Source organism: Sphingomonas sp. AP28 (assembly GCF_056680455.1).
The window spans coordinates 1,972,560-1,998,401 of sequence record NZ_CM155283.1; the positions used below are offsets into that span (position 1 = coordinate 1,972,560).

At 65.8% G+C, this 25,842-nt stretch carries 19 protein-coding genes; 10 read left to right on the top strand and 9 right to left on the bottom strand.

Translation table 11 applies throughout. The annotated features are described in order from the left end of the window. The first annotated feature begins 50 nt into the window (after nucleotides 1-50). Nucleotides 51-1,715 (top strand): DNA repair protein RecN, encoded by a 1,665-nt coding sequence (gene recN, locus AC1MH0_RS08950; protein WP_480965577.1) that lies wholly within the window; start codon nucleotides 51-53, stop codon nucleotides 1,713-1,715. 198 nt (nucleotides 1,716-1,913) lie between these two features. Here recN and AC1MH0_RS08955 read toward each other — a convergent pair whose 3' ends face one another. Beyond that, nucleotides 1,914-2,258, bottom strand: a complete 345-nt coding sequence (locus tag AC1MH0_RS08955) for a hypothetical protein (protein ID WP_480965578.1) — start codon at nucleotides 2,256-2,258, stop codon at nucleotides 1,914-1,916. 138 nt (nucleotides 2,259-2,396) lie between these two features. Beyond that, nucleotides 2,397-3,368, bottom strand: coding sequence for an SDR family oxidoreductase (locus AC1MH0_RS08960; protein WP_480965579.1), 972 nt, complete (start codon nucleotides 3,366-3,368; stop codon nucleotides 2,397-2,399). Between the two features lie 117 nt (nucleotides 3,369-3,485). Here AC1MH0_RS08960 and ligA point away from each other — a divergent pair, with 117 nt between their 5' ends. From ligA to AC1MH0_RS08990, 6 genes are all read left to right on the top strand, one after another. After that, nucleotides 3,486-5,609 (top strand): NAD-dependent DNA ligase LigA, encoded by a 2,124-nt coding sequence (ligA, locus tag AC1MH0_RS08965; protein WP_480965580.1) that lies wholly within the window; start codon nucleotides 3,486-3,488, stop codon nucleotides 5,607-5,609. Nucleotides 5,610-5,814: 205 nt separating this feature from the next. Further along, on the top strand, nucleotides 5,815-9,285 hold the full coding sequence (locus AC1MH0_RS08970) for a TonB-dependent receptor (protein ID WP_480965581.1): 3,471 nt from the start codon (nucleotides 5,815-5,817) through the stop codon (nucleotides 9,283-9,285). A 138-nt stretch (nucleotides 9,286-9,423) separates the two neighbouring features. Further along, complete coding sequence (locus tag AC1MH0_RS08975) at nucleotides 9,424-10,569, top strand: sensor histidine kinase (RefSeq protein ID WP_082453239.1); 1,146 nt, start codon at nucleotides 9,424-9,426, stop codon at nucleotides 10,567-10,569. Continuing rightward, nucleotides 10,566-11,363 carry a LytR/AlgR family response regulator transcription factor gene (locus AC1MH0_RS08980; protein WP_031393111.1) on the top strand — a complete coding sequence of 266 codons (798 nt, stop codon included), beginning with the start codon at nucleotides 10,566-10,568 and terminating at the stop codon, nucleotides 11,361-11,363. The genes AC1MH0_RS08975 and AC1MH0_RS08980 overlap by 4 nt, the downstream gene beginning before the upstream one ends. A 174-nt stretch (nucleotides 11,364-11,537) precedes the next feature. Beyond that, nucleotides 11,538-12,554 (top strand): cell wall hydrolase, encoded by a 1,017-nt coding sequence (locus AC1MH0_RS08985; RefSeq protein ID WP_480965582.1) that lies wholly within the window; start codon nucleotides 11,538-11,540, stop codon nucleotides 12,552-12,554. A gap of 546 nt (nucleotides 12,555-13,100) precedes the next feature. Beyond that, on the top strand, nucleotides 13,101-14,969 hold the full coding sequence (locus tag AC1MH0_RS08990; protein ID WP_056489932.1) for an ABC-F family ATP-binding cassette domain-containing protein: 1,869 nt from the start codon (nucleotides 13,101-13,103) through the stop codon (nucleotides 14,967-14,969). A 277-nt stretch (nucleotides 14,970-15,246) separates the two neighbouring features. On the opposite strand, the gene AC1MH0_RS08995 is transcribed toward AC1MH0_RS08990, so the two are convergent. Both AC1MH0_RS08995 and AC1MH0_RS09000 read right to left on the bottom strand, forming a co-directional pair. Then, the gene (locus AC1MH0_RS08995; protein WP_480965583.1) at nucleotides 15,247-15,567 is read right to left on the bottom strand and encodes a DUF3297 family protein; all 321 of its coding nucleotides are present in this window, start codon (nucleotides 15,565-15,567) and stop codon (nucleotides 15,247-15,249) included. A gap of 108 nt (nucleotides 15,568-15,675) precedes the next feature. After that, nucleotides 15,676-16,080, bottom strand: coding sequence for a hypothetical protein (locus tag AC1MH0_RS09000; protein WP_480965584.1), 405 nt, complete (start codon nucleotides 16,078-16,080; stop codon nucleotides 15,676-15,678). A 223-nt stretch (nucleotides 16,081-16,303) separates the two neighbouring features. On the opposite strand from AC1MH0_RS09000, the gene AC1MH0_RS09005 reads away from it, so the two are divergent. Beyond that, nucleotides 16,304-16,957: a L,D-transpeptidase family protein gene (locus AC1MH0_RS09005; protein ID WP_480965585.1), complete on the top strand. Its 654-nt coding sequence runs from the start codon at nucleotides 16,304-16,306 to the stop codon at nucleotides 16,955-16,957. A gap of 423 nt (nucleotides 16,958-17,380) precedes the next feature. On the opposite strand, the gene typA is transcribed toward AC1MH0_RS09005, so the two are convergent. The 3 genes from typA to AC1MH0_RS09020 form a co-directional block, all read right to left on the bottom strand. Next, nucleotides 17,381-19,225 (bottom strand): translational GTPase TypA, encoded by a 1,845-nt coding sequence (gene typA / locus AC1MH0_RS09010; protein WP_056051990.1) that lies wholly within the window; start codon nucleotides 19,223-19,225, stop codon nucleotides 17,381-17,383. A 174-nt stretch (nucleotides 19,226-19,399) separates the two neighbouring features. Next, a complete protein-coding gene (locus AC1MH0_RS09015; protein ID WP_480965586.1) occupies nucleotides 19,400-20,377 on the bottom strand; it encodes a DUF2268 domain-containing putative Zn-dependent protease in 978 nt (325 codons plus the stop codon). Between the two features lie 357 nt (nucleotides 20,378-20,734). After that, on the bottom strand, nucleotides 20,735-21,748 hold the full coding sequence (locus AC1MH0_RS09020) for a zinc-binding alcohol dehydrogenase family protein (RefSeq protein ID WP_480965587.1): 1,014 nt from the start codon (nucleotides 21,746-21,748) through the stop codon (nucleotides 20,735-20,737). A 152-nt stretch (nucleotides 21,749-21,900) separates the two neighbouring features. On the opposite strand from AC1MH0_RS09020, the gene AC1MH0_RS09025 reads away from it, so the two are divergent. Together AC1MH0_RS09025 and AC1MH0_RS09030 are read left to right on the top strand one after the other, a co-directional pair. Further along, a complete protein-coding gene (locus tag AC1MH0_RS09025; protein ID WP_353434871.1) occupies nucleotides 21,901-23,112 on the top strand; it encodes a toxic anion resistance protein in 1,212 nt (403 codons plus the stop codon). A 5-nt stretch (nucleotides 23,113-23,117) separates the two neighbouring features. Further along, nucleotides 23,118-23,825 carry a hypothetical protein gene (locus AC1MH0_RS09030; protein ID WP_480965588.1) on the top strand — a complete coding sequence of 236 codons (708 nt, stop codon included), beginning with the start codon at nucleotides 23,118-23,120 and terminating at the stop codon, nucleotides 23,823-23,825. Nucleotides 23,826-24,016: 191 nt separating this feature from the next. Here the strand turns inward: AC1MH0_RS09030 and AC1MH0_RS09035 are convergent, their stop codons facing one another. After that, entirely contained in the window at nucleotides 24,017-24,892 is an 876-nt protein-coding gene (locus AC1MH0_RS09035) for a hypothetical protein (RefSeq protein WP_480965589.1), read from the bottom strand. A 149-nt stretch (nucleotides 24,893-25,041) separates the two neighbouring features. Then, nucleotides 25,042-25,806 carry a 3'(2'),5'-bisphosphate nucleotidase CysQ gene (locus AC1MH0_RS09040; RefSeq protein ID WP_480965711.1) on the bottom strand — a complete coding sequence of 255 codons (765 nt, stop codon included), beginning with the start codon at nucleotides 25,804-25,806 and terminating at the stop codon, nucleotides 25,042-25,044. Between the last annotated feature and the right edge of the window lie 36 nt (nucleotides 25,807-25,842).

A 25,842-nucleotide genomic window follows, 5' to 3' on the forward strand; every position in this document is an offset into this window, starting at 1 on the left:
GAGAACAATTGGGGATCAACATCCCATGCGAATGGTTTAGGACGCGCGTGATGTTGACAGACCTTTCCATTCGCGACGTGGTGCTGATCGAGGCGCTGGATCTGGGATTCGGCGAGGGGCTCGGCGTGCTGACCGGTGAGACCGGGGCGGGCAAGTCGATCCTGCTCGACGCGCTGGGGCTGGCGCTGGGCGGACGCGGTGACAGCGGGCTGGTGCGGCATGGCGCCACGCAGGCGGTGGTGACCGCGACGTTCGATGCCCCCGCGCCCGAATCGCCGCTGGCGTTGTTGTTCGATGAGAACGGGCTGGAGATCGAGCACGGCGAGCCGTTGATCGTGAAGCGGATCGTCAAGGCGGATGGCGGCAGTCGCGGGTTCGTCAACGACCAGCCGGCGTCGGCGGGACTGCTGCGCGAGATGGCACCGCATCTGGTCGAGATCCACGGCCAGCATGACGAGCGTGGGCTGCTGAATGCGCGCGGGCATCGGGCTCTGCTGGATATTTTCGGACGGACCGAGCCTGGGGCTACGGGCAAGGCGTATACCGGGTTTCGCGCTGCCGAGGCCGAGCTTGCCGCCGCCCGCGCGGATATCGAAACGGCGGCGCGGGATCGCGAATGGCTCGAGCATACGGTTGCCGAACTGACGGCGCTCGCACCCGTCGCGGGCGAGGAAGAGACGCTGGCGGATACGCGGCGGTCGATGCAACGCGCGGAGAAGATCGCGGACGATCTCGCGGCGATCGACGATTTCCTCGAGGGCAAGGACGGCGGGATGGCGAAGCTTCGCCAGGCCGCGCGCGTGCTCGAACGGATCGCGGAGGATCATGTCGCGCTGGGCAATGCGCTGGCGGCGGTCGATCGCGCGGTGATCGAGGCTTCGGTCGCGGAGGAGAGCCTGCGCGATGCGCGCGCGGACATGGCGTATGATCCGCGCGCGCTGGAGGATGACGAAGCCCGGCTGTTCGAGCTTCGGGCGATGGCGCGCAAGCATCGCGTTCAGCCTGACGATCTGGCGGCGCTGGCGGACGAGATGCGCGCCCGGCTGGAGCGGCTCGATGCGGGCGAAGGAGGGATCGCGAAGATCGAGGCACGCGTGGCGTCGGCTCGGAAGGCGTTTGATACGGCGTCCGATGCTCTGACGAAGCGGCGGCTGGCGGCGGCGAAACGCCTCGACGTGGCGGTGGCGGGTGAGCTAGCGCCGTTGAAGCTGGATGCGGCCCGGTTCCAGACCGTCGTTGCGCCGCTTGGTGAGGAGGGCTGGTCCGCGGCGGGCAAGGACCGGGTCGAGTTCGAGATCTCGACCAATCCTGGCGCGCCGTTCGCGGCGCTCACCAAGATCGCATCGGGTGGCGAGTTGTCGCGGTTCATCCTCGCGCTGAAGGTCGCGCTGGCGGAAGAGGGCGGCGCGTCGACGATGGTGTTCGACGAGATCGACCGCGGCGTCGGCGGCGCGGTGGCGAGCGCGATCGGCGAACGACTCGCGCGGCTTGCGCTGAGCACGCAGCTGCTGGTGGTGACACACAGCCCGCAGGTTGCGGCGCGGGGGGCGAAGCACCTGTTGATCGCCAAGAGCAGCGACGGCACGGTCACGCGGACCGGCGTGCGGGCGTTGTCGGAGGACGAACGGCGCGAGGAGATCGCTCGGATGCTGTCGGGGGCGACGATTACCGATGAGGCGCGGGCTCAGGCGGAGCGGTTGTTGGAGCGGGCCTGAGGTCGGGATGTTCCGCCAATTTATCCCCCTACCTGAAAGGGAGGGGCCGGGGGTGGGTCGGCTTCCGGATGTTGAAACGTCGGCGACACAAGCCGGCCTACCCACCCCCAACCCCTCCCTTTCAGGGAGGGGAGCCGGCCGTTCCCAGGGGCCGGGTCGCCCGCATTTTCACACGCGCTAGTTTAGCTCTCCCGTCGATCAGGGCATCGCCTGTCGCGGGTGACCCAAATGGATCTTCAGCACCGGCACGACGATGTAATCGCCACCGACTTTGCGCAGACCGTGGAGCGCCCGACTGCCGAACGCGCCGTCTTCGTGGATCGCGGCGCGGACCGGCGCCTGCTCGGCGTGAATCATGTCGTCGAGCCCAGCCGCACTGGCATCCGATCGCGGCCATAGCGGCTGCTGGACCCGGTCGTCAGCGGAGGAGTCGTCGTTCCAGTCGTAGCCGATCGCCGGAGCGGGCGTTGGCGTGACGTGCGTCTGCTGGGCTGCGACGGGCCCAGAGCAGAGTAGGACTGGCACTAGAGCTGCTATCTTCATCGCACCCTCCCCACTTCCACCCCGGCGAAGGCCGGGGCCCAGATGGAAACGATAGTTGGTGAACGCAGCGCATCGATACAACGACCTTGCCAACTGGGCCCCGGCCTTCGCCGGGGTGGGGATCGTGTTGTGGGAGGGTTACAGAACCCCGCTGCCGCCGGTCGCTGCAAAGGCGCTGCCGCTGGTGAAGCTCGTCCCCGTCTCCGCCAGCGTCACGAACAGCGACGCCAGCTCGGCGGGCTGGCCCGCGCGACCGAGCGGCGTGTCCTGGCCGAACTCGCCCATCTTGCCCGGCAACTGCCCGCCCGCGACCTGCAGCGGCGTCCATACCGGCCCCGGCGCGATCATGTTGACGCGGATGCCCTTCTTGCCGAGCTGCTTCGCCAGCCCCTTGGTGAAGATCAGGATCGCGCCCTTGGTGGTGGCGTAGTCGAGCAGTTCCTCGCCCGGGTCGACCGAGTTGACCGAGCCCGTGTTGATGATCGACGCACCCGGCTTCATGAGCGGAATCGCCGCCTTGCAGAGGTGGAACATCGCGTAGACGTTGGTCTTCATCGTCCGGTCGAACTGTTCGAAGCTGATTTCGGCGATCGACGCCTTCGACTGCTGGTACGCGGCGTTGTTGACGAGGATGTCGAGCCCGCCCAGCTCGCGATTGGCGCGCGCGATCAGGTCGTTGCAGAATTTCGCATCGGTCAGGTCGCCGGGGATCAGCACGACTTTCCGCCCCTCGGCGCGGAGGAGCTTGGCAACATCCTGCGCGTCGGGTTCCTCGGTCGGGTAATAGTTGATCGCCACGTCGGCGCCTTCGCGCGAGAACGCGATCACCGCCGCCCGGCCGATTCCCGAATCGCCGCCGGTGACCAGCGCCTTCCGCCCCGCAAGCCGACCGGAACCGCGGTAGCTGGTCTCGCCGCTATCGGGGACGGGGCGCATGTCGCGCTGGAGCGCGGGCCATTTCTGGCGCTGTTCGGGGAACGGCGTCGAGACGAAGCGCGTCTGCGGATCGGCCAGCGGCGCGGCGCCTTGCGCGAAGGCTGGCGCGGCGGCGGCGGCGAGGCCGGTGACGGCGGCGCCCTTGAACAGGTCTCGGCGGCTGGTGTCTGTCATGATGGCGTGTCCTTGGGAAAAATTCTCTTGGGATGTCAGCGCGCAAGTCGGGCGAATGTTCACCGAGAGTTGATCCAGGTCTTGTCGAAAGACGCCCCCCTCCCCTAACCCGACGCGATGACCGACCTTCCCGCGACCGAGACCGAAGCCGCCGCCGAGCTGGAGACGCTCGCCGCGCAGATCGCGTATCATAACGCGCGCTATCACACCGACGATGCGCCCGAGATCAGCGATGCCGACTATGACGCGCTGGTGCGGCGCAATGCGGCACTCGAGGCGGCATTTCCGGCGGCGGTGCGGAACGATTCGCCGAGCCGCACCGTCGGTGCGGCGCCTGCGGGGCATCTCGCCAAAGTCGCTCATGCCAAGGCGATGATGAGCCTCGACAATGCGTTTGCGGACGAGGAGGTCGAGGAATTCGTCGCGCGTGTGCGCCGGTTCCTGAAACTGGCGGACGACGCGCCGGTGGCGCTGACCGCGGAGCCGAAGATCGACGGGTTGTCGTGTTCGCTGCGGTATGAGGACGGACGGCTGGTGCAGGCCCTCACGCGTGGCGATGGCCAAGTCGGCGAGGACGTTACCGCCAACGTTCGCACGATCGGCGACATCCCCCAACAGTTGAAGGGTGAAGCGCCTGCAATCTTCGAGGTTCGCGGCGAGGTCTATATGGCGAAGGACGACTTCGCCGCGTTGAACGCGCGCCTGCTCGCCGAGGCCGAGGAGACCGGCAAGGACGCACGGCAGTTCGCCAACCCCCGCAATGCCGCCGCGGGATCGCTGCGCCAGAAGGACGCGAGCGTCACCGCCAGCCGCACGCTCCGGTTCCTCGCACACGGTTGGGGCGAGGCGAGCGTCGTGCCGGGCGAGACACAGGCCGAGGTCGTCGACACGTTGCGCGGCTGGGGCTTCCCGATCGCCGAAGGGTTCGCGCGGGTCGAAGGAACGGCTGCGGCGCTCGACGTGTACCGCAAGATCGAAGCCGAACGCGCCGATCTGCCGTTCGACATCGACGGCGTGGTCTACAAGGTCGACCGGCTCGACTGGCAGGCGCGACTCGGCCAGGTCGCCAAGGCACCGCGCTGGGCGATCGCGCACAAATTTCCGGCCGAGCGTGCGCAGACATTGCTCGAGAAGATCGACATCCAAGTCGGACGGACCGGCGCGATGACTCCGGTCGCGCGGCTGTCGCCCGTCACGGTCGGCGGCGTCGTCGTGACCAACGCGACGCTGCACAATGCCGACGAGATCGAGCGGCTCGGCGTGCGACCGGGCGACCGCGTGCTCGTCCAGCGCGCCGGCGACGTGATCCCGCAGATTGTCGAGAACCTCACGCCTGACGCCGAGCGCGAGGCGTATGTCTTTCCGCATACCTGCCCCGAATGCGGGTCGGCGGCCGAACGCGAGGAAGGCGAGGTCGTCTATCGCTGCACCGGCGGACTGATCTGCCCGGCGCAGCGAGTCGAGCGGCTGATCCACTTCGCCTCGCGCCACGCGTTCGACATCGGTGGGCTCGGCCAGACGCTGATCGAGGCGTTCTTCCGCGATGGGCTGATCGAATCGCCCGCCGACATCTTCCGCCTGACCGAGGAGCAACTCGCGGCGCGCAAGAAGGACGGGCGCGTCTGGGCGGCCAAGGTCATCGCGGCGATCGAGACCAAGCGGACGATCCCGCTCGACCGGTTCCTGTTCTCGCTCGGCATCCGCCACGTCGGCGAGATTACCGCGCGTGACCTCGCCCGACGCTATGTGTCCGCGCGCGCGCTTGGGTCCGTGTTGCGTCATGCAGTCTTCCTGCGCGGCCAGATCGAACCGGTGATCGGCGAACCCGAGCGGAAATTCGTGCTCCGTCGCGACAAGCTGCTGGTCGGCGCGATCGAGACGGCCGGGATCGGTCCCGAGGTCGCCAGCGCCCTCGTCGGCTTCTGTGCCGAACCACATAACCGCCGGGTCGTGTTCGACCTGTTGCGCGAAGTGAAGCCCGCGGACGTCGTCCACGAAACCCGCGAGTCGCCCGTGACGGGCCAGATCCTGGTCTTCACCGGCAGCCTCGAAACGCTCAGCCGCGACGAGGCGAAGGCGCAGGCGGAAGCACTCGGCGCCCGCGTGGCCGCGTCGGTGTCGAGCAAGACGGGTCTCGTCATTGCCGGCCCCGGTGCGGGATCGAAGCTCAAGAAAGCCACCGACCTCGGTATCCGCGTGATCACCGAGGCCGAATGGGCGGAGATCGTCGCCGCGAGCTGAGGCGCGGACCACACTCCCCACATTGGTTCCGGCTGCCCCGAAAGGGTTCGATTGCGTGGCTTTTTTGCAACGCACCATGACCGAGTGTGTCTGTGACACTTCCCGACTCGCCAATGTCACAGAACCGAAATATCCCGCGTGCAGGGGCGCGGCAGGCCGAACGAAAAGTCGCGGATCTCGAGCAGAAGCTCAAAGGGGAACTTCAATGCGTAACAACCTATTCCTGGGAGCGGCAGCGATTGCGCTGATCGCCCCGATGACTGCGTCCGCGCAGGAAACGACCTCCTCGATCCGCGGCACCGTGACCGCGAATGGCGCGCCGGTTAACGGCGCGACTGTCGAGATCACCAGCCCCTCGACCGGTTCGCGCTCGACCGCGACCACCGATGGTTCGGGCACGTTCAACGTCAACGGCCTCCGTCCCGGCGGCCCCTACACCGTTGCCGTCGCAGCAGCCGGCTATGGCAGCAAGCAGGTCACCGACGTCAACATCACCGTCGCGCAGGCGTTCGATCTTCCGATCGATCTGGCCACCGACGCTGCCGGTGGCGCCGACGAGATCGTCGTGACCGCCGCCAGCCTGCCCAACGCGCGCTCGATCTCGCAAGGGCCGACGACCGTCCTCAACGCGCGCCAGATCGCCAACATCGCTTCGGTCAACCGCGACATCCGCGATCTCGAGCGTCGCGATCCGTTCGCCCGCCTCGACGACAGCCCCTCGGGCGGCCGTTCGGTCTCGTTCGCCGGCCAGAACGCGCGCTATAACCGCTTCACCGTCGACGGCGTGTCGGTCAGCGACAATTTCGGCCTGAACAGCGATGGCCTGCCCAGCCGCCGTTCGCCGATCCCGCTCGATGCGATCGGCCAGTTCCAGGCACAGGTCGCACCTTACGACGTCCGCCAGGGCAACTTCCAGGGCGGCGCGATCAACATCGTGCTGAAGTCGGGCACCAACGACTTCCACGGCACCGGCTTCTACTCGCAGTCGCGCGACGAGTTCGTCGGCAAGCGCACCAAGGACCTGCGCGTCAGCGTCCCCAACTTCAAGACCGAGAATTACGGCGCCGAGCTGTCCGGCCCGATCATCAAGGACAAGCTGTTCTTCATGGTCGCCGGCGAGCGCCTTCGCGGTGGTCGTCCGATCGCCGAGGGTCCGACCGACAACAACGCCGGCACCAGCATTCTGGGCATCAGCCAGGCGCAGGTCGACCAGATCAGCGCGATCGCGAAGTCGGTCTACAATTACGACACCGGCGGCGTGCTGCGTAACCTCGGCGACAAGGACGACCGCGTCGTCGCCAAGATCGACGCGAACATCACCGACAAGCAGCGTCTGTCGTTGACCTACACCTACGCCAACGACGCCATCAACCTGCTCCAGAACACCTTCCCGACCGCACCGACCGGTCTGGGCCTGGCGTCGAACGCCTATATCCAGGGCAACCGCCTGCACACCGGCGTCGCGCAGTTGAACTCGGAATGGTCGGACAGCTTCTCGACCGAAGTTCGCGGCTTCTACAAGAACTACACGCGTATCCAGGATCCGTTGCTCGGCCGCGGCTTCGCGCAGTTCCGCGTCTGCACCAACCCGACGAGCACGGCCGCGACAGCGGGCCTGACCGTCTCGCCGACCGCCTGCGAGAACAATGCCGGCACCGTGTCGTTCGGTCCGGACAGCTCGCGTCAGACCAACGAACTGCGCACCGAAACATGGGGTGGCCTGGTCCAGGCGCGCCTGACCATGAACGACCATGACGTTCGCGTGTTCACCGAAATCTCGAGCGTGTCGATCTTCAACTCGTTCCTGCAGAACAGCGCCGGCAGCTATTACTTCGACTCGATCGCAGACCTGCAGAACCGCAATGCAGGGTCGTTTGCGTACGGCAACGCGATCGTGGGCAATAACGGTCTGGCCGCACTCGATCCCAATGCCGCCGCAGCACAGTTCGGCTACCAGAGCTACACGTTCGGCGTGATGGACTCGTGGAAGGTGACGCCGACGCTGAACGTCAGCTTCGGCGCGCGCTACGACCTGTATGCGATGGATGACAATCCGCCTCTCAGCGCCGCCTTCGCAGCGCGCTATGCCAATGGCGCGATCGTCAACGGCCAGCGCGTCAACATCAACAACAACAGCGCGAACATCTCCGGGTTCGACCTGTTCCAGCCGCGCGCCGGCTTCGACTGGAAGCCTGCGCAGCGCATCAGCATCCGCGGCGGCGGCGGCGTCTTCGGCGGCGGCACCCCCGACGTTTATGTGTCGAACAGCTTCTCGAACACCGGCGTGCTGACCAATTCGTTCAACGTCAGCCGCACGGCGACCGGGTTCAACGGCTTCCCCGCCGGCACTCCGGCTGCCCAGCAGGCAGCAACCGCCGCGGCCCTCCTGACCGGCGTGACCGGTACGTCGGTTCCAACCGCGGCCAACACGTTCCTGACCAACGGTTCGGTTCCCGCGAACGCGACGGTCAACGCACTCGACCCGAACTTCAAGATCCCGTCGCAGTGGCGCGCCACGCTGACGGGCGAATATACGGCGAACCTCGGACCGCTGGGTGACGACTGGGTGTTCGGTGCCGACCTGCTGTACTCGAAGGTTCGCAACCAGGTGTATTTCACCGACATCCGTTCGGTGCCGATCGCCGGTTCGCTGACCCCGGACGGTCGCCAGCGTTACCAGAACCTGATCGATGGCGGTGCGACGAGCACCAACACCAACACCGACATCCTGCTGACCAACACCAAGAAGGGGCGCGCCTACATCGCCGTCGCGCGTCTCGACAAGGCATGGGATTCGGGGCTGAGCATCAACGGCAGCTTCACGTACCAGGACGTCAAGGACGCAGCGCCGGCGACGTCGTCGACCGCGGGATCGAACTATTCGAACGGTGCGTTCGTCGATCCCAACAACGTCGCCTATGGCATCTCGAACGACCAGGTTAAGTACTTCTTCAAGTACGGCGTGAACTACGACCACGCCTTCTTCGGGGACTACAAGACCACGTTCGCGCTGTTCGGCGAATCGCGGATCGGTCATCCGTTCAGCTACACGTTCCAGGATTTCGGCAACAACGGCAGCGGGCGCGCGTCGGTATTCGGTACCACGGGCGTCAGCTCGAACTCCGGTACGGGCGGCAACCGTTACCTGATGTACGTGCCGACGCTGGACGATGCGAAGGTTTCGTACAGCAGCGCTGCAGTCCGCGATGCGGTCAACGCGTTCATCGACTCGTCGGGTCTCGGCAAGTATCGTGGCAAGACTGCACCGCGTAACGGCTTCAATTCCAAGTGGTTCACGCGTCTCGACCTTCACGTTGCGCAGGAAATTCCGACCTTCGTCGGCGGCTCGCGCATCACGCTGTTCGCGGACATCGAGAACTTCACGAACTTCATCAACAAGAACTGGGGCCAGCAGCGCGAGTACGTCTTCCCGTACAACACCCCGGTGGTCCGCGTGCAGTGCTTGCAGGCCGCGGTTCCGACCGGCGTGGCGCCAGGTGCGGCCAATCCTGCCGGTGGCACCTATGGCGCCGTGGCAACCAACGCCGGACAGGCTTGCGCCCAGTATCGCTACTCGCCGGTCGGCGGCAGCGCGAACTTCACGCCGCAGCCTGATCAGGTGTACGTGAACCAGTCGCTCTACTCGATCCGTATCGGTGCTCGCTTCACCTTCTAAAGCGCGTCCGACCTGATCGGTCGAATTGGCCGCCGCGTCCCTCGGGACGCGGCGGCCTATTTCGTTTGGCGACCTAGCGCACGACCAAACCGTTCGGCTTTTGCGTGTGCCTTGCGCGGCGTGTAAGACGATGGGCCAATGGCTAATTCTTCCGTCCCGCCCCCCGGCTCTTCCGCCTTGAACTCCACGCGGCGTCTGCCCTTCACGGCGCGACCGTTCTTCGAGAACAAGGCGCGGGCGTTCTGGATCCTGCAGGCGGTGGGGTGGAGCGGCTACCTGCTGCTGCGCGGGGTTGTGTCGATCTCGAACGGGCTGTCGCTCGACGGGGTGATCCCGGTGATCGTCGAGGCGATCGTCGGATATTGCATCACGCTGCTGCTCTCGACGATGTACGGCCAGTATCGCCGGATGAACCGGCTGGTCGGCATATTTCTGACGATCGCGACGCTGGCGGCGGCGACGTTCCTGTATGCGGTGCTCGACGCGTTCACCTTCTCGTTCATCGCGACCGCGACGCCGGGGGTGACTCTCACGCGGCTGCTCGGGTCGGTGTACGTCACGTTCACGGTGCTGTTCGGATGGTCCGCGCTGTATTTCGGGATCAACTTCTACCTGATCGTCGAGCAGCAGATCGACCAGATGGAGCATCTCGAGAACCAGGCCTCGTCGGCGCAGCTGGCGATGCTGCGGTACCAGCTCAACCCGCATTTCCTGTTCAACACGCTGAACTCGATCTCGACGCTGGTGCTGCTCAAGCAGACCGAGCGGGCGAATGCGATGCTGAGCCGGCTGTCGTCGTTCCTGCGCTACACGCTGGCGAACGAGCCGACCGCGCACGTCACCGTCGCGCAGGAGGTGGATCAGCTGAAGCTGTATCTGGAGATCGAGAAGATGCGCTTCGAGGATCGGATGCGGCCGAAGTTCGACATCGATCCGCGCGCCGAACGGGCGAGATTGCCGTCGCTGCTCCTGCAACCTTTGGTCGAAAACGCGATCAAATACGCCGTCACGCCGCAGGAGGAAGGCGCCGAAATCTGCGTCGAAGTGCGGCTCGCCGGGGAACGCGTGCAGATCGCCGTATCCGATACCGGTCCGGGCTTGATCGAGGGCCGGATCGGTTCAAGCCAATCCACAGGCGTGGGGCTCGCTAATATTAGAGACAGGTTGGCTCAGGCATATGGGCCCGACCACCGTTTCGAAACCCGCTCCACGCCCGCTGGCGGATTCTCGGTCGAGATCGAGATTCCGTATCAGCTTGAAGACGTGAACAGAGAGGCCTCATGACCATCCGTACCATTCTCGTCGACGACGAGCCGCTGGCGATCCAGGGGCTGGAACTCCGACTCCAGGCCCATGAAGACGTCGAGATCATCGAAAAATGCTCGAACGGCCGCGAGGCGATTCGCGCGATCAAGACGCACAAGCCCGACCTGGTCTTCCTCGATATCCAGATGCCGGGGTTCGACGGGTTCTCCGTCGTGCAGGGGCTGATGGAAGTCGAGCCGCCGTTGTTCGTGTTCGTGACCGCGTATTCGGACCACGCCTTGCGCGCATTCGAGGCGCAGGCGGTCGATTATCTGATGAAGCCGGTCGAGGAATCGCGGCTGGCCGATACGATCGAGCGGGTTCGGCAGCGTCTGTCCGAGAAGCGCGGGGTCGAGGAAGTCGATCGGTTGCGCGAGGTGCTCGCCGATGTCGCGCCGGATGCGGCGGCGGATATGCCCGACGGGGATGCCGTGTCGGCGAACCGGTTCGAGAAGCTCATCAACATCAAGGATCGCGGGCAGATTTTCCGCGTCGATGTCGATACGATCGAGCGGATCGATGCGGCCGGCGATTACATGTGCATCTATACCGGCGATAATACGCTGATCTTGCGCGAGACTATGAAGGATCTGGAGAAGCGGTTGGATCCGCGGCGGTTCCAGCGGGTGCATCGGTCGACGATCGTGAACCTGGATCTGGTGAAGCAGGTTAAGCCGCATACCAATGGGGAATGTTTCCTGGTGCTGAATTCGGGGGCGAGCGTGAAGGTTTCGCGGTCGTATCGTGATGTGGTGGCGCGGTTCGTTCACTGAGTTCGAGCCCGTCGTCCTAGCGAAAGTTGCGATCTCCCGGTAACCGGCTCCGTCCTTGCCGATCGAGGTCCCGACTTTCGTCGGGATGACGGGGGTGCGCTTCCTTAGCGGGCGCTTCCCCCGCGTCCCGTGGCCATTAACCAGTCCCTAAACCCCGCGGCTTAGAGCGGGGGGATGAAGACGTCGGGTTACGGCCTTTACCGCCACGCGCTGATCAGCCTGCCCGCTTTGGTGATGGCGACGTCGTGCGTGCCGGCGGATCGGCCGGCGGCGATCGCTCGGGTCCAGCCGGAGCGGAACTCGCGCGCCTTGCTGAGCCGGATGGCGTTGCATGTGCCCGATGACATTTCGGCGAAGATCGCGACGGCGGCCCCCGATGCGCCGTTTGCGGCTGCGGCGCCGTTCGTTGCCCCGCCGTTTTTGACGTCGCATTCCGTCGATGATGCTAGCCGTGCAGCCGACTGCCTGACTGCGGCGGTGTATTACGAGGCGCGGTCGCAGTCGGAGGATGGGCAGCGGGCTGTGGCGCAGGTGGTGCTGAACCGGGTGCGTGACCGGGCCTTTCCGAACAGTGTTTGCGGGGTCGTGTATCAGGGTGCCGAGCGGCGGACCGGGTGCCAGTTCAGCTTTACGTGCGATGGCTCGATGAACCGTGCGCGCGAGCCGGGGGCTTGGGATCGCGCGCGTGCGGTTGCGGCGGCGGCGCTTGGGGGGAGCGTGTACGCGCCGGTTGGGGCGGCGACGTCGTTTCATACGACCAGCATACTGCCGTGGTGGGCATCGAGTCTTGCGCGGATCACGACGGTTGGGGCGCATGTGTTTTATCGCTGGCAGGGGGCGCTGGAACGGGCGCTGACGTTTCGGCAGGCTTATGCTGGGGTCGAGCCTGGGATTCGGGGTGTTGGATTTGCGAGCGGTGGTGGTGTGGCGGCGGTTGCATCGCAGGTTGCTGGGGTTTCGGTGCATTATGGTAATCGGAACGACGTTGCGGACTCGGGTGCGGAGCCGGCCGATGCGCTGCACGGGGTGACGGTGCACCGGGGGGTGTTGCGTTCTGGTTCGGCGATTGCGGGTGCGGCGGTTGTGCAGACGCGGCTCGTTTCGGGGGTGCGGATTCATGTTGGTGGGCGAGCGGCTCCGATGCTGGGCGGTGGTACCGGGGACGACGCGGTAGTGTCGGACGAAACCTGATAGCTCCCTCCCCTTCAGGGGAGGGTCGGGGTGGGGCACTGCCCCGAGCGACACGTTTGCGGACAAGCCCCACCCCAGCCCTCCCCTAAAGGGGAGGGAGTTTTAGAGGCTCCCTATTCCAATCCCTGCACCACCCCGGCGAAGGCCGGGGCCCAGTTGGGGGACGTTGCCAACTGCGGACTGCGCTTCGTTACAAGGACCTTTCCAACTGGGCCCCGGCCTTCGCCGGGGTGGTGGGCGCGCAGGGTGGTGGCCCCCGCCGGGGTGGTGGCCTCTGCCGGAGTGGTGACCCTTCGCTGCGGTGGTCTTCTATCGAAGACGGATCGGCAATCTGATCCTCCCCCGCCAGGGGGAGGTGGCTGGCGCTTGCCAGACGGAGGGGGAGGCATGCGAAACCTCTGTTCGTGTCCTCCCCCTCCGTCGCCTTTGGCGCCACCTCCCCCTGGCGGGGGAGGATCGAGAAGCGTCGGACTTGGGGATCGGTCCGTAAATGCCCCCCTACCCCAACCCTCGCAAAACCATGCTGCATCTGCTAACGGCAGCGCCATGCTGAACCTGAACAATATCACGGTACGCCTGGGCGGACGCGTTATCCTCGATGGCGCCACGGCTGCGTTGCCGCCGGGCTCGCGCGTCGGGCTGATCGGGCGCAACGGCGCGGGCAAGTCGACGATGGTGCGCGTGATCGCAGGTCAGCTCGAGCCCGACGACGGGTCCGCCGACATGCCGAAGGGCGCGCGCATCGGCTACCTCGCGCAGGAAGCGCCGCACGGCGTGAAGACCCCGTTCGAGACCGTGCTCGAAGCCGATCTGGAGCGCGCGGCGCTGATGATCGAGAGCGAGACGAGCGAGGATCCCGACCGGCTCGGCGACGTGTATGAGCGGCTGATCGCGATCGACGCCTACACCGCGCCCGCCCGCGCCGCGCAGATCCTGCTCGGCCTCGGCTTCGACGAGGACATGCAGGCGCGGACGCTCGACAGCTTTTCGGGTGGCTGGAAGATGCGCGTGGCGCTTGCCGCCTTGCTGTTCTCGCAGCCGGACCTGCTGCTGCTCGACGAGCCTTCGAACCATCTCGATCTCGAAGCGGTGATGTGGCTGGAGGACTTCCTCAAGGGCTACAAGGCGACGATCGTGGTAGTCAGCCACGAGCGCGATTTCCTCAACAACGTGGTCGATCACATCCTGCATCTGCAGGGCGGCAAGATCACGCTGTATCCGGGCGGCTACGACGCGTTCGAGCGGCAGCGTGCCGAGCGTCTCGCGCAGATCGAGGCGGCACGGGCGAACCAGGCGGTGCAGCGCGAGAAGCTGCAGGAATATATTGCCAAGAATTCCGCCCGCGCCTCGACCGCGAAGCAGGCGCAGTCGCGGCAGAAGATGCTGTCGAAGATGCAGCCGATCGCCGAGAGCTATAATGATCCGACGCTGTCGTTCGGCTTCCCCAACCCGACCGAGCTGCGTCCGCCGTTGATCACGCTCGACATGGCGACCGTGGGCTATGCCGACGTGCCGATCCTGAAGCGGCTCAACATGCGGCTCGATCCCGACGACCGGGTCGCGCTGCTCGGGCGCAACGGCAACGGCAAGACCACGCTCGCGCGGCTGCTGGCGGCGCAGCTGACACCGATGGACGGCGAGATGTCGTCGTCGGGCAAGATGAAGGTCGGGTATTTCACGCAGTATCAGGTCGAGGAACTCGATCCGACCGATTCGCCGATCGAGCATATGTCGCACCTGATGAAGGGCGCGACCCCGGCCGCCGTGCGCGCGCAGTTGGGGCGGTTCGGCTTCTCGGGCGACAAGGCGACGACCCGGGTCGGCAAGCTGTCGGGTGGCGAGCGGGCGCGTCTGGCGCTGGCGCTGATTACGCGCGACGCGCCGCATCTGCTGATCCTCGATGAGCCTACCAACCATCTGGACGTCGATGCGCGCGAGGCCCTCGTGCAGGCGCTCAACGCCTATACCGGCGCCGTCGTGCTGGTCAGCCATGACCGGCATATGCTGGAGCTGACCGCCGATCGTCTCGTACTGGTCGACGACGGGACGGCGAAGGAATTCGACGGCAGCCTCGACGATTACATCGCGTTTGTCCTGAAGGGCGATGGCGGCAAGGGCGATGCGGCGTCGAAGGCCGACAAGAAGGCCGGCAAGAAGGCTGCGGCCGAGGCGAAGAGTAATGACGCCGCTCTGCGGAAAGCTCTGCGCGAGATCGAGGAGCAAACCGCGAAGTTCACCAAGGAGCGCAATGCTCTGGACCGCGCGATGGTCGATCCGGCGAGTGCGGAGCCGCGGTTCTCGCGCATGTCGATGGGGGATCTGAGCAAGCGTCGCGCCGAGGTGCATGCGAAGCTCGAGGCCAGCGAGGCGAAGTGGCTCGAGGCTAGCGAGGCGCTGGAGGGCGTGGAGGCTTAAGAGGCCTCGCCTTCCAGAGCGGCCACCCCAAGCCCGTCATCCCAGCGAAAGCTGGGATCTCCCCATTCGGGTCGCGGCGTCCGCCAAGCGGGATACCCCAGCTTTCGCTGGGGTGACGAGATTTGTGATGGGGCAGCCGTATTCCAGCGCGCCAGTAACTCAGCGACGGTTCGCGCTTCTATGTTCTCCCGCGAAGGCGGGAGCCCAGTCTGGGTCCCCGCCTTCGCGGGGAAACATCCTTCTCTCAGCTCAGAGATAGGCTCCGAGCTCTTCGGGCTCAGACCTCGTCGGTATCCGCGCCTGCTGCCGGACGCTCGAACCAGGCCTCAACCGGGCCGACCAGCTTGAGCGTCAGCGGGTTGCCGTTGCGGTCGACCTTCTTGCCGAGCGCGACACGGATCCAGCCTTCCGAGATGCAATATTCCTCGACGTCGTGGCGCACCTTGTCCTTGAAGCGGATGCCGATGCCGCGTTCGAGCAGGTCCTGCTGGAAGAACGGGCTGCGCTGGTTGATCGACAGGCGATCGGGGGGCGTGTCGCCGGTTGCGGCCGGGGTGGCGGCGGCTTCGGTCTCGGGGGTGTTTGGCGTGTCGGTCATGGTCGCGCGTCTAGCGGCAAGCACCGGGCACGCGCCAGAAAAAAGGCACCGGACGCAAAAGAGGCGCCGGGATTGCTCCCGACGCCTCTCCGCAACCTCATGATCGAATCAGCTGCAAACCTGCACCGATACCCGATCGCCGTAATAGGGGTCGACGCGCCACTCGTTCCAGCACCGCGGGCGGTAATCCTCACGGTAGTAGGTCCGAACCGGCGGGTTGTAATAGGCCACCGGTGGCTGCGCGTAATAGCCGCCATTGTAATACCCGCGGTCGTAGTACCGATTGCGGTTGTTGCTGCCGGCAATCGCTGCGCCGACACCCAGGCCGAGGATGCCGCCGAGCACTGCTGCGCCTGCTGCATTGCCGCCGCCACGATGGCCGTGCCAGCCGCCGCCGTAGCCACGCCCATAACCGCCGCGTCCCCAACGCTGCGCGTCGGCTGGTGCTGCTGCTGTCAGAGCCGTTGCGGCGAGTGCTACGCCGAGGCCTGCTTTCTTGAAAAATCCGTTCATCTCTTCCGAACTCCGTTACTAGTTACGCCCGGTCCGCTTGGGACAAACGCATAAGTGTCCGACCGTGTTTCAGGATTTAGGCGATTCGGTCTGAACCGGTTCGGAACGGCTTGTTAACCCACGGTATAGCTGGCGAAGGCGGTCCCGTGCGGGGACGCGGGCGGCGCGGCACTGCTGGGCATTGTTTACGAATATCGAATAAGGTGCCGCGATGCGCAGGATGATGACGACGCGAGCGATCGCCTTTGCCGTGCTCGACGGGAGTGCGGTGCTGATCGGTGGGCTGGCCTTGTCCGGATCGCCCGTGAAGGTGCGGGCGGTCGAGGCGCCTGCGCATGTGGGTCGGATCGCCGCGCCGGTTGCGAAGGCGGCGCCGAAGCCGGTTGCGGTCGCTGCGGAGGACCCGGCGGACGCGTATGTCGTGAAGCGGGTGCTGAACGTGCCGGAGCCTTTGCGACATGGGGCGTATTATTGGGATACGGCGGGCGTGCCGGAGGGGCCGATCGTGATCACGGTCGACCTGGTGGCGCAGACCTTGTCGATCTTTCGCAGCGGGTACGAGATCGGGACGGCGGCGGTGATCTATGGTGCGGACGAGAAGCCTACTCCGCTCGGCGTGTTCAAGATCACGCAGAAGGACGCGCATCACGTGTCGAACCTGTACGGGGCGCCGATGCCGTACATGATGCGGCTGACCAATGACGGGGTTTCGATTCACGGCAGCGCGCTGATGGATGGGAAGTACGCTACGCATGGGTGCGTTGGGGTGCCTACGGCGTTTGCGAAGCTGATTTTCGAGCAGGTTAAGCTGGGGGATCGGGTTATCGTTACGAGTGGCGAGATGTTGGAACGGGGTGGGCGGATTACTGCTGCTTGAGGGGGGGGCGGTTTCGGGCGGTGGCGCGCCGTGCCCTCACCTTCGCCGCCTTCGGCGTCTTTTCCTCTCCCGGAGGGAGAGGATCCTTTAGTTTCCTGGACTAGATTTGGTTCGCCGCATCGCCGTGAAGACCGCCATTCCCCCCTCCCTGGAAGGGAGGGGTTGGGGGTGGGTCGGCCAGCTTTTGCCGCAACCGTGCCGCGATACGGAAACCGACCCACCCCCGGCCCCTCCCTTTCAGGGAGGGGGGATGCATTGGGCTTGTCCTGCCTTTCGCGCACAAACAGAAGAAGGGCCGGAGGTTTCCCCCCGGCCCTTCTTCATTTCCGAACGAGCGCGACACGGCAAAGCCGCGTCGTCGGACCTCGCTTGAGCGAGGCCGGCCGAGCGCCTGAGGCTCAGCCGGCTTCGCCTTTGCTGGCCTCAAGCGCTCTGCTTAGCCCGGCTAGCGCGCTTGCGCTCATTGGCATCCAGGAAGCGCTTGCGCAGGCGGATCGACTTCGGCGTGACTTCGACCATCTCGTCGTCGTCGATGTACGCGATCGCCTGCTCCAGCGTCGCGCGCTTTGGCGGGGACAGGCGGACCTGGTCGTCCTTGCCGCCGCTCGCGCGGAAGTTGGTCAGCGCCTTGGTCTTCATCGGGTTGACCTCGAGGTCGTCCGGCTTGGCGTTCTCGCCGACGATCATGCCCTCATAGAGAGCCTCGCCATGGCCCACGAACAGGATGCCGCGCTCTTCGAGCGGACCCAGTGCGTAGTTGTTCGCCTCGCCCGAACCGTTCGAGATCAGCACGCCGTTCTTGCGGCCCTCGATCGCGCCCTTGTGCGGACCGTACTTCTCGAACAGCCGGTTCATGATCCCCGTGCCGCGCGTGTCGGACAGGAACTCGCCATGATAGCCGATCATCCCGCGCGACGGCGCCGAGAAGGTGATGCGGGTCTTGCCGCCGGTCGACGGACGCATGTCGGTCAGCTCGGCCTTACGCGTGTTCATCTTCTCGACGACGGTGCCCGAATGCTCCTCGTCGACGTCGATGATGACGGTCTCGTACGGCTCGGTCTTCTTGCCGTTCTCGTCCTCGCCGAACAGCACGCGCGGACGCGAGATGCCCAGCTCGAAACCTTCGCGACGCATCGTCTCGATCAGCACGCCCAGCTGAAGCTCGCCGCGGCCGGCGACTTCGAAGCTGTCCTTGTCGGCCGCCTCGGTCACCTTCACGGCGACGTTCGACTCGGCTTCGCGGAACAGGCGCTCGCGGATCATGCGGCTCGTCACCTTGCTGCCCTCGCGGCCCGCCATCGGCGAATCGTTCACGGCAAAACGCATCGACAGCGTGGGGGGATCGATCGGCTGCGCATGGAGCGGCTCGGTCACCGTGATGTCGGCGATCGTGTCGGCAACCGTAGCGACCGAGAGACCGGCGAGCGAGATGATGTCGCCGGCCTTGGCCTCGTCGACGGGAACCCGCTCGAGACCACGGAACGACATGATCTTGGACGCACGACCGGTCTCGATGATCTTGCCGTCGTTATCGAGCGCGTGGATCGCCTGGTTGGTCTTCACGGTACCCGAATTGACGCGACCCGTGAGGACGCGGCCGAGGAACGGATCGCGGTCGAGCAGCGTGACGAGGAAGGTGAACGGCACGCCGGCGACTTCCACGGCGGGCGGCGGCACGTGCTTCACGATCGTCTCGAACATCGGGATCAGCGTGCCTTCGCGCGCGTCCATGTCGGTCGAGGCATAGCCGTTGCGACCCGATGCGTAGAGCACGGGGAAGTCGAGCTGGTCGTCATTCGCGTCGAGCGACACGAACAGGTCGAACACTTCGTCGAGCACTTCCTGGATGCGCGCGTCGTTGCGATCGACCTTGTTGACGACGACGATCGGCTTCAGGCCGAGTGCCAGCGCCTTGCCGGTGACGAACTTGGTCTGCGGCATCGCGCCTTCCGACGAATCGACCAGCAGGACGACGCCGTCGACCATCGACAGGATGCGCTCGACTTCGCCGCCGAAATCGGCGTGGCCGGGCGTGTCGACGATGTTGATGCGGATGCTCTCGGACTCGCCGGGAGGGGTCCAGTCGACCGAGGTCGGCTTGGCGAGAATGGTGATGCCACGCTCTTTTTCGAGGTCGTTCGAATCCATTGCGCGCTCTTCGACGCGCTGGTTGTCGCGGAAGGTGCCGGACTGGCGGAAGAGCTGGTCGACCAGCGTCGTCTTGCCGTGATCGACGTGCGCAATGATCGCCACGTTGCGGAGGCTCATGAATGTATTCTCTTGAAACGAGGAACGGGGTTGGCGCGCGCCATAGCGTAATTGTTGCGCCGCGGGAAGACCGGGCGGTATTTGGGGGCTTTGGACCCCTTCCGTCATCCTGACGAAAGTCAGGACCCAGGGTAACAGAACGCAGCTTTTCTTGGCTCTGGGTCCTGACTTTCGTCAGGATGACGAGGCGCGGCGCTTGTATGTTCCGGCGACGAGAATGGCCCGAGGATCTCGGACCGCGAGCATCGCCCTGAGCGCGGCGTGCTTGTCGGGTGCGGCGGCGTAGTAACGCTGCCAGATCCTCAGCCCCATCCAATAGCCGAGTTCGGGGGGCCAGCCGGCGGGCGGCGTGGAGTAGTTGCCGATCCAGCGCGCATACGCCTTGGCTTCGGGCGAGCCCTCCTCGGGGTCGTCCTTGTCGGTGAGCTTGCGGGTGAGCGCGATGTCGGCCTGCATCTGGCGCCAAAGTTCAGCCTCGCGAGGGGTGGCCCAGGCGGCGCGGGCGGCGTCGGGTTCCTCGCCGGTGACAAGTTGCGCGATGAAGTCGGCGGCGCCCTCGACGAGGATCGCGGTGAGCAGCGGGTCGCGGGCGAGCGTCATGCCGGCGTCCTGCTGGAAGGAATGCACCGTCTCGTGCGCGAAGAAATGGCGGAGCGTCTGGCGGAGTTTCTCGGGGGTCGGCGACATGTGGCACAGCACTTCGAGTCCGAGTACCTGCGCGCCGGGCTTGGCGGTGCCGCCGGAGGTGTTCGCGCCGAAGACTATATAGACCTGCGGGAGCTTCACGTCGGGGAGTGCGCCGTGGAGGCCGAGATAGATCGCGCGGAGATCGGCGGTGGCGGCCTTGGCGGCGGGGAGGCAGGTCTTGATCGCCTGCGCGTAGCGGGTGGGGTTGGCAGCGATGGCGCGCGCGAGATTGTCCGCGTCGACGATCCGGCCGGGGGTGAAGACGCCGATCCCGAAGCTGCCCTTGTCGAGATAGTCGCGCTTGAGTTGCGCGGCGGTGGGCTTGCCCTTGGTTTTGGCGAACAGGGTTGCGAAGCGGTCGGCGTCCTCGGTGTGGATCGTGACGGTGAGCGGGTCGGCTGGCGGGGGGCGATTCGTGGCGGCCGCGGGGAGGAGGGCGAGCGCGAGGATCAGCGGGCGGAGCATGGTGCAGAGTATCGCGTGTTTGCCGGGGCGCCAGAGCGGATATTGCAATCCTCCCCCGCCAGGGGGAGGTGTCGCCGAAGGGGACGGAGGGGGAGGACACCAATCCGGCGTGGTCGCTTGCCGCCCCCTCCGTCAGGCTACGCCTGCCACCTCCCCCTGGCGGGGGAGGATCGTGAGGAGGCGGCGACCTGCAACGCCCCACTCTCCATTCTATCCACCCCGGCGGAGGCCGGGGCCCAATTGGAAAGGTGCCAATAGTGGAGCACAGCCAACCGTTAGCAACGTCCCCCAATTGGGCCCCGGCCTTCGCCGGGGTGGTGACCTAGGTTAACGGGACGCTCTGGAAAGTCGGAAGGCTCAGAACCCCTCCAGCACGATCTTCCCCTTGGCCGTATGGCTCTCGATCCGCTCATGCGCCTTGCGCAAATTCGCCGCATCGATCTTCCCGAAATTCTCCGCCAGCGTCGTCCGGATCGTCCCCGCATCCACCAGCCGCGCGACCTCGTCGAGCAACTTGCGCTGCTCGTCCATGTCCGCGGTCTGGAACAGCGAGCGCGTGTACATCAGTTCCCAGTGCACCGAGATCGACTTCTGTTTCAGCGGCACGATGTCGAGCGTCTTTGGATCGTCGATCAGCGCCAGCCGGCCCTGCGGCGCCAGCAGCTCGCCGATCTCGGCGATGTGCTCGTCGGTATGCGTCGTCGAGAACACGAACCCCGGCGCGCCCAGCCCCAGCGCCTCGACCTGCGCGGCGAGCGGCTTGCGGTGGTCGATCACGTGATGCGCGCCGAGCTCCTCGACCCAGCCGCGCGTCTCGTCGCGCGACGCGGTGGCGATCACGGTCAGGTCGGTGAGCTGCCGCGCCAGCTGGATCGTGATCGAGCCGACCCCGCCTGCCCCGCCGATGATCAGGATCGCGTTCGCCGCGCCGGGGACGGGTTTGCGCACGTCGAGCCGGTCGAACAGCGTCTCCCACGCGGTGACCGAGGTCAGCGGCAGCGCCGCCGCCTGCGCCCAGTCGAGCGACGCCGGCTTGTGGCCGACGATGCGTTCGTCGACGAGGTGATACTCCGAGTTGGTACCGGGCCGGTCGATCGCGCCCGCGTAGAAGACGTCGTCGCCGACCTCGAACCCGGTCACGTCCGCGCCGACTGCGACGACGACGCCCGATGCGTCCCAGCCCAGCACCTGCGGCTTGCCGTCGGGATCTTCGCGACGCTGGCGGATCTTGGTGTCGACCGGGTTGACCGACACCGCCTTCACCTCGACCAGCAGGTCGCGGCCGGTCGCCTCGGGCTTGGGGAGATCGAGGTCGACGAGCGACTGCGGATCGTCGATCGGGAGCGACTTGGTATAGCCGATGGCGCGCATGCTGGAACTCCTGTGATGTCGCCGACAAGCTGTCCACGCGGCCGCCCGGTTTCAAGGAGAGCGGTTGGCAAGCCTGAGTGTATTATCTATATACGCCACTTGAACGCGGGGCGGGTTGCAGCCACCATGCCCCACCGAACGGAGACACGAGCATGGCGACGACCCCGAACACGCTGACGGAAGAGCCGGGCCTGGTGCTGACCCCGCCCGATCCGGTACCCACGGTTGCGGCCGCGAAGGCGTCCGGGCTGGTGCCCGTCGATGCCGGCGTGAAGTCGCAGCTCGAGGAGCGCGTGTCGGGCTTCGTCACCGACCTCGTCGCGCAGGACGTCAACTCGCCCGAATTCGGCAAGCGGGTCGACGCGATCACCGCGATGGGCGCGAAGGAAATCCGCGACGCCGCCGGCCAGTCGAACCGCTTCCTCGATCGCCCGGTCAAGGCGATGGATCAGGAGACCGGTGTCGGCAAGGACCTCGCCGAGCTGCGCCGCGTCGTTGAGGATCTCGATCCCGGCAAGAAGGGCAACCTCACCGCGCCGCAGAAGCTGTTCGGGATCATCCCGTTCGGTGGCAAGATGCGCAATTATTTCGACGGCTATAAGTCGTCGCAGACGCACATCGCGCAGATCCTGAAGAGCCTCGGCTCGGGCAAGGACGAGTTGCTGATGGACAATGCCGCGATCGATACCGAGCGCGCCAATTTGTGGGCTGCAATGGGGCGGCTCGAGCAGATGATCCATCTGTCGAAGACGATGGACGCCAAGCTGGAGGACGTCGCCAACGATCTCGACCATACCGATCCCGCCAAGGCGAAGGCGATCCGCGAGACCGCGCTGTTCTACACGCGCCAGCGCACGCAGGACCTGCTGACACAGATGGCGGTGACCGTGCAGGGCTATCTCGCGCTCGATCTGGTCAAGAAGAACAATGTCGAGCTGGTGAAGGGCGTCGATCGCGCCTCGACCACGACCGTCTCGGCACTGCGGACCGCGGTGACGGTGGCACAGGCGCTGACCAACCAGAAGCTCGTGCTGGAGCAGATCACCGCGCTCAACACGACCACCGCGAACATCATCGATTCGACCGGCAAGCTGCTGAAATCGCAGACCGCGCAGATCCACGAACAGGCCGCGTCGGCGACGATCCCGCTGGAGACGCTGCAACGCGCGTTCCAGAATATCTACGACACGATGGACGCGATCGACGTGTTCAAGCTGAAGGCGCTCGATTCGATGAAGGTGACGGTCGGCGCGCTGTCGAACGAAGTCGATAAATCCCGTGGCTATATCGCGCGGGCTGAAGGCGCGACGCAGGGCCAGCTCGGCGGACCGTCGCCTAGCCCGTTCAAGCTGGAGGCGATGTAACCCTCGTGAGCGAAGTCGACGACGCCATCGCCAGCGCCCGCGCCTCCTGGTCGCGCATTTCGGACGACCGGACGGGCACCGCCATCGCGCGTGCACCATCGCGGGGGCGGGCGCGGCAGACGCAGGCGATCAGCAAGCGGCTGACCCGGATCGCGGTCGCGGACGTCTCGATCCTGATCGCGGCGATGGTGATCGGCTGGATCGTGCCGCTCGGGATCGGCGGCGCGATGCTGGTCATGGCGCTGCTGGTCGCGGCGACGGTGCTGTTCGCGGTCTGGCCGGCGGAACGCGCACCGACGCCCGAGCGCCTCGCCGCGGTCGACATCCGTGCCCTCCCCGCACAGACCGAACGCTGGCTGGAAGCACAACGCCCCGCCCTCCCCGCACCCGCGATGACGCTGGTCGACCGGATCGGCCTGCGCCTCGAAACGCTGACGCCGCAACTCGCAACGCTCGACGCGAACACGCAGGAAGCGGTCGACGTCCGAAAACTGATCGGCGAACAGCTCCCCGCCTTCGTCAAGGATTACGAGAAGGTGCCGGCGTCGCTCCGCACCACCCCGCGCAACGGTCGCTCGCCCGACGCCGAGCTGGTCGACGGCCTGAAGCTGATCGAACAGGAGATCGGCGAGATGACCGCCCGCCTCGCACAGGGCGACCTCGACAATTTGTCAACGCGCGGCCGCTTCCTGGAGATGAAGTACAAGGACTGAGACGGTGAAGCGCACCCGGCTCAGCGTCTGCCGCCGCAAGGCGCGCTTCGTCTCCGAAACCGATGCGCTAGTGGTAGCCAACGCCGGACGCGTACCACTCAGGACCTATGGCTGCGACCGATGCCTGTACTTCCACCTGACCAGCAGGACGAAGGGCAAGCGCAGGGTCTAGGTCGTCGTGTCGGCCCGGATCAGTGCGATCCGTCGTTTTTCTCCGACTTCATGCTCCTCGCGATGCTCGACGCCTGTCCGGATGCGTCCTGATCGGGCGATGTCGTGTACAGACCGCGCAGATAGTCCTGGTCGAAACGCGTGATGCTCGCCGGGGCGGCGGCGGCAGGCGCGGTCGTGAACAGCGACAGGATCGATGTCGCAGGCGCCGGACGCCCCAGCGCCGGTCGTGCGAGCGCGACCATCGCCAGATAGTCGGACAAGGCATCTAGCTTGACCGACCCGATCTGCGACGGATCGACGATCACGAGCATCGACGAAACGATACCGCGGGTGATCGCGCCGAGCCGGGTCGCATAGCCGGTATACCCCGACGAAGCGCCGGACGGCAGTGCGCCATCCTTGAAATAGCCGTTCAACGTCGGCGACGCGTTCGTCGCGCCACCCTCGAACGTCGTGCCGATCCACCGAACCGGCTGCTTTGGCTGACGGAAACGGTCAAGACGCGCCGATCCCTCCTTGCGCAAGGTGATCGGATATTTGTCGGCCACGCTTTTGGCGACCGCGTCGGCCTGTGGCGACACCACGATCAGGATGGTCGGCGAACACCCTGGCTTGCCACTTCGCAAACGGATCGAATTGGCGACCTGCGCGATCCGGTCATTCATCATCTCAGCCTGCGCAGTATCGAGGCCAATGACCCCGGTACAGATTTGCCGATCCCACCGCGGCAGCTGATGGGTCTGCGTGGGATCCGCCAGACGCTTGACGAAATCACGGATGACCGCCTCATTGCGCGCCTCGACGACGATGTCCGGCTTTACCGGGCCCGGTTCGGTCGCGGCTTGAGGCGCTATCGCCTGGAGCAGAAGCGCGATCGACACGGACGGGGACATATTTTCTCTCCGACGCCGCTCCCGTTATCAGAGGACCTCCAGATAAAACGCATGCATCAACATGGCGTCAACCGGCGGTACCCTCGCGGCAATGGTATTGCGCCGGTTTTGAACCTTGTCCGTCAGCCAACGCGGGCGTCCACCAGTCTCTATTGCAACTGTACGCGAGCGCGATCGGACAGCCGTTGGACGGCCGCGGCGTGGATGCCCGCCACGCTCGTCAATACGCCGAACGCCTGCGGCCTTGGCTTGTTGAACACCAGCGGTGCGCCGAGCGCATCGCTCACCGTCGCCCCCGCTTCGCTTGCGACGAGTACCGCGGCGGCGATGTCCCATTCGTTGCCCCAGCGGAGCGTGGCGACGAGGTCGGCTTCGTCGGCGGCGACCATCGCTATGCGGAGGGCGATCGAGTTGGGTTTGTGGACCATGACGAGGTCTCGGTCGGCTTTGGGGAGGGCGTCTACGGGCGTACGGCTACCGGGGAAGTCGGTGCGGTCGCCGGCTTTGAGCGGCACGCCGTTGCGCGTCGAACCCTGCCCTATGACTGCATGCCAGCGTTCGTCGCGGGATGGGGCTTCGAGGATACCAATCACCGGCTTGCCGCGGTCGACCAAGGCGACCGAGACGCACCAGCCGGGCCTGGCGCGGATATAGTCGCGCGTGCCGTCGATCGGGTCGACCACCCAGAGCAGGTCGTGCGCGAGGCGATCGGCGTTGTCGGCGGTTTCCTCGGAGAGCCAGCCGGCTTCGGGGAGCAGGGTCGACAGCCGCGCCTTGAGCATCCGGTCGATCGCGATGTCGAGTTCGCAGACCGGGCTGCCGGGGGTCTTCTCCCAGCGCTGGAAGTCGGTGTCGAAGCGGTCGAGCGCCATCGCGCCGGCCTCCGCGGCAATTCCCGCGACGGCGTCGGCCATCGCGCGCAGCCACTCAGGCGACCGCTCGGGCCCGCG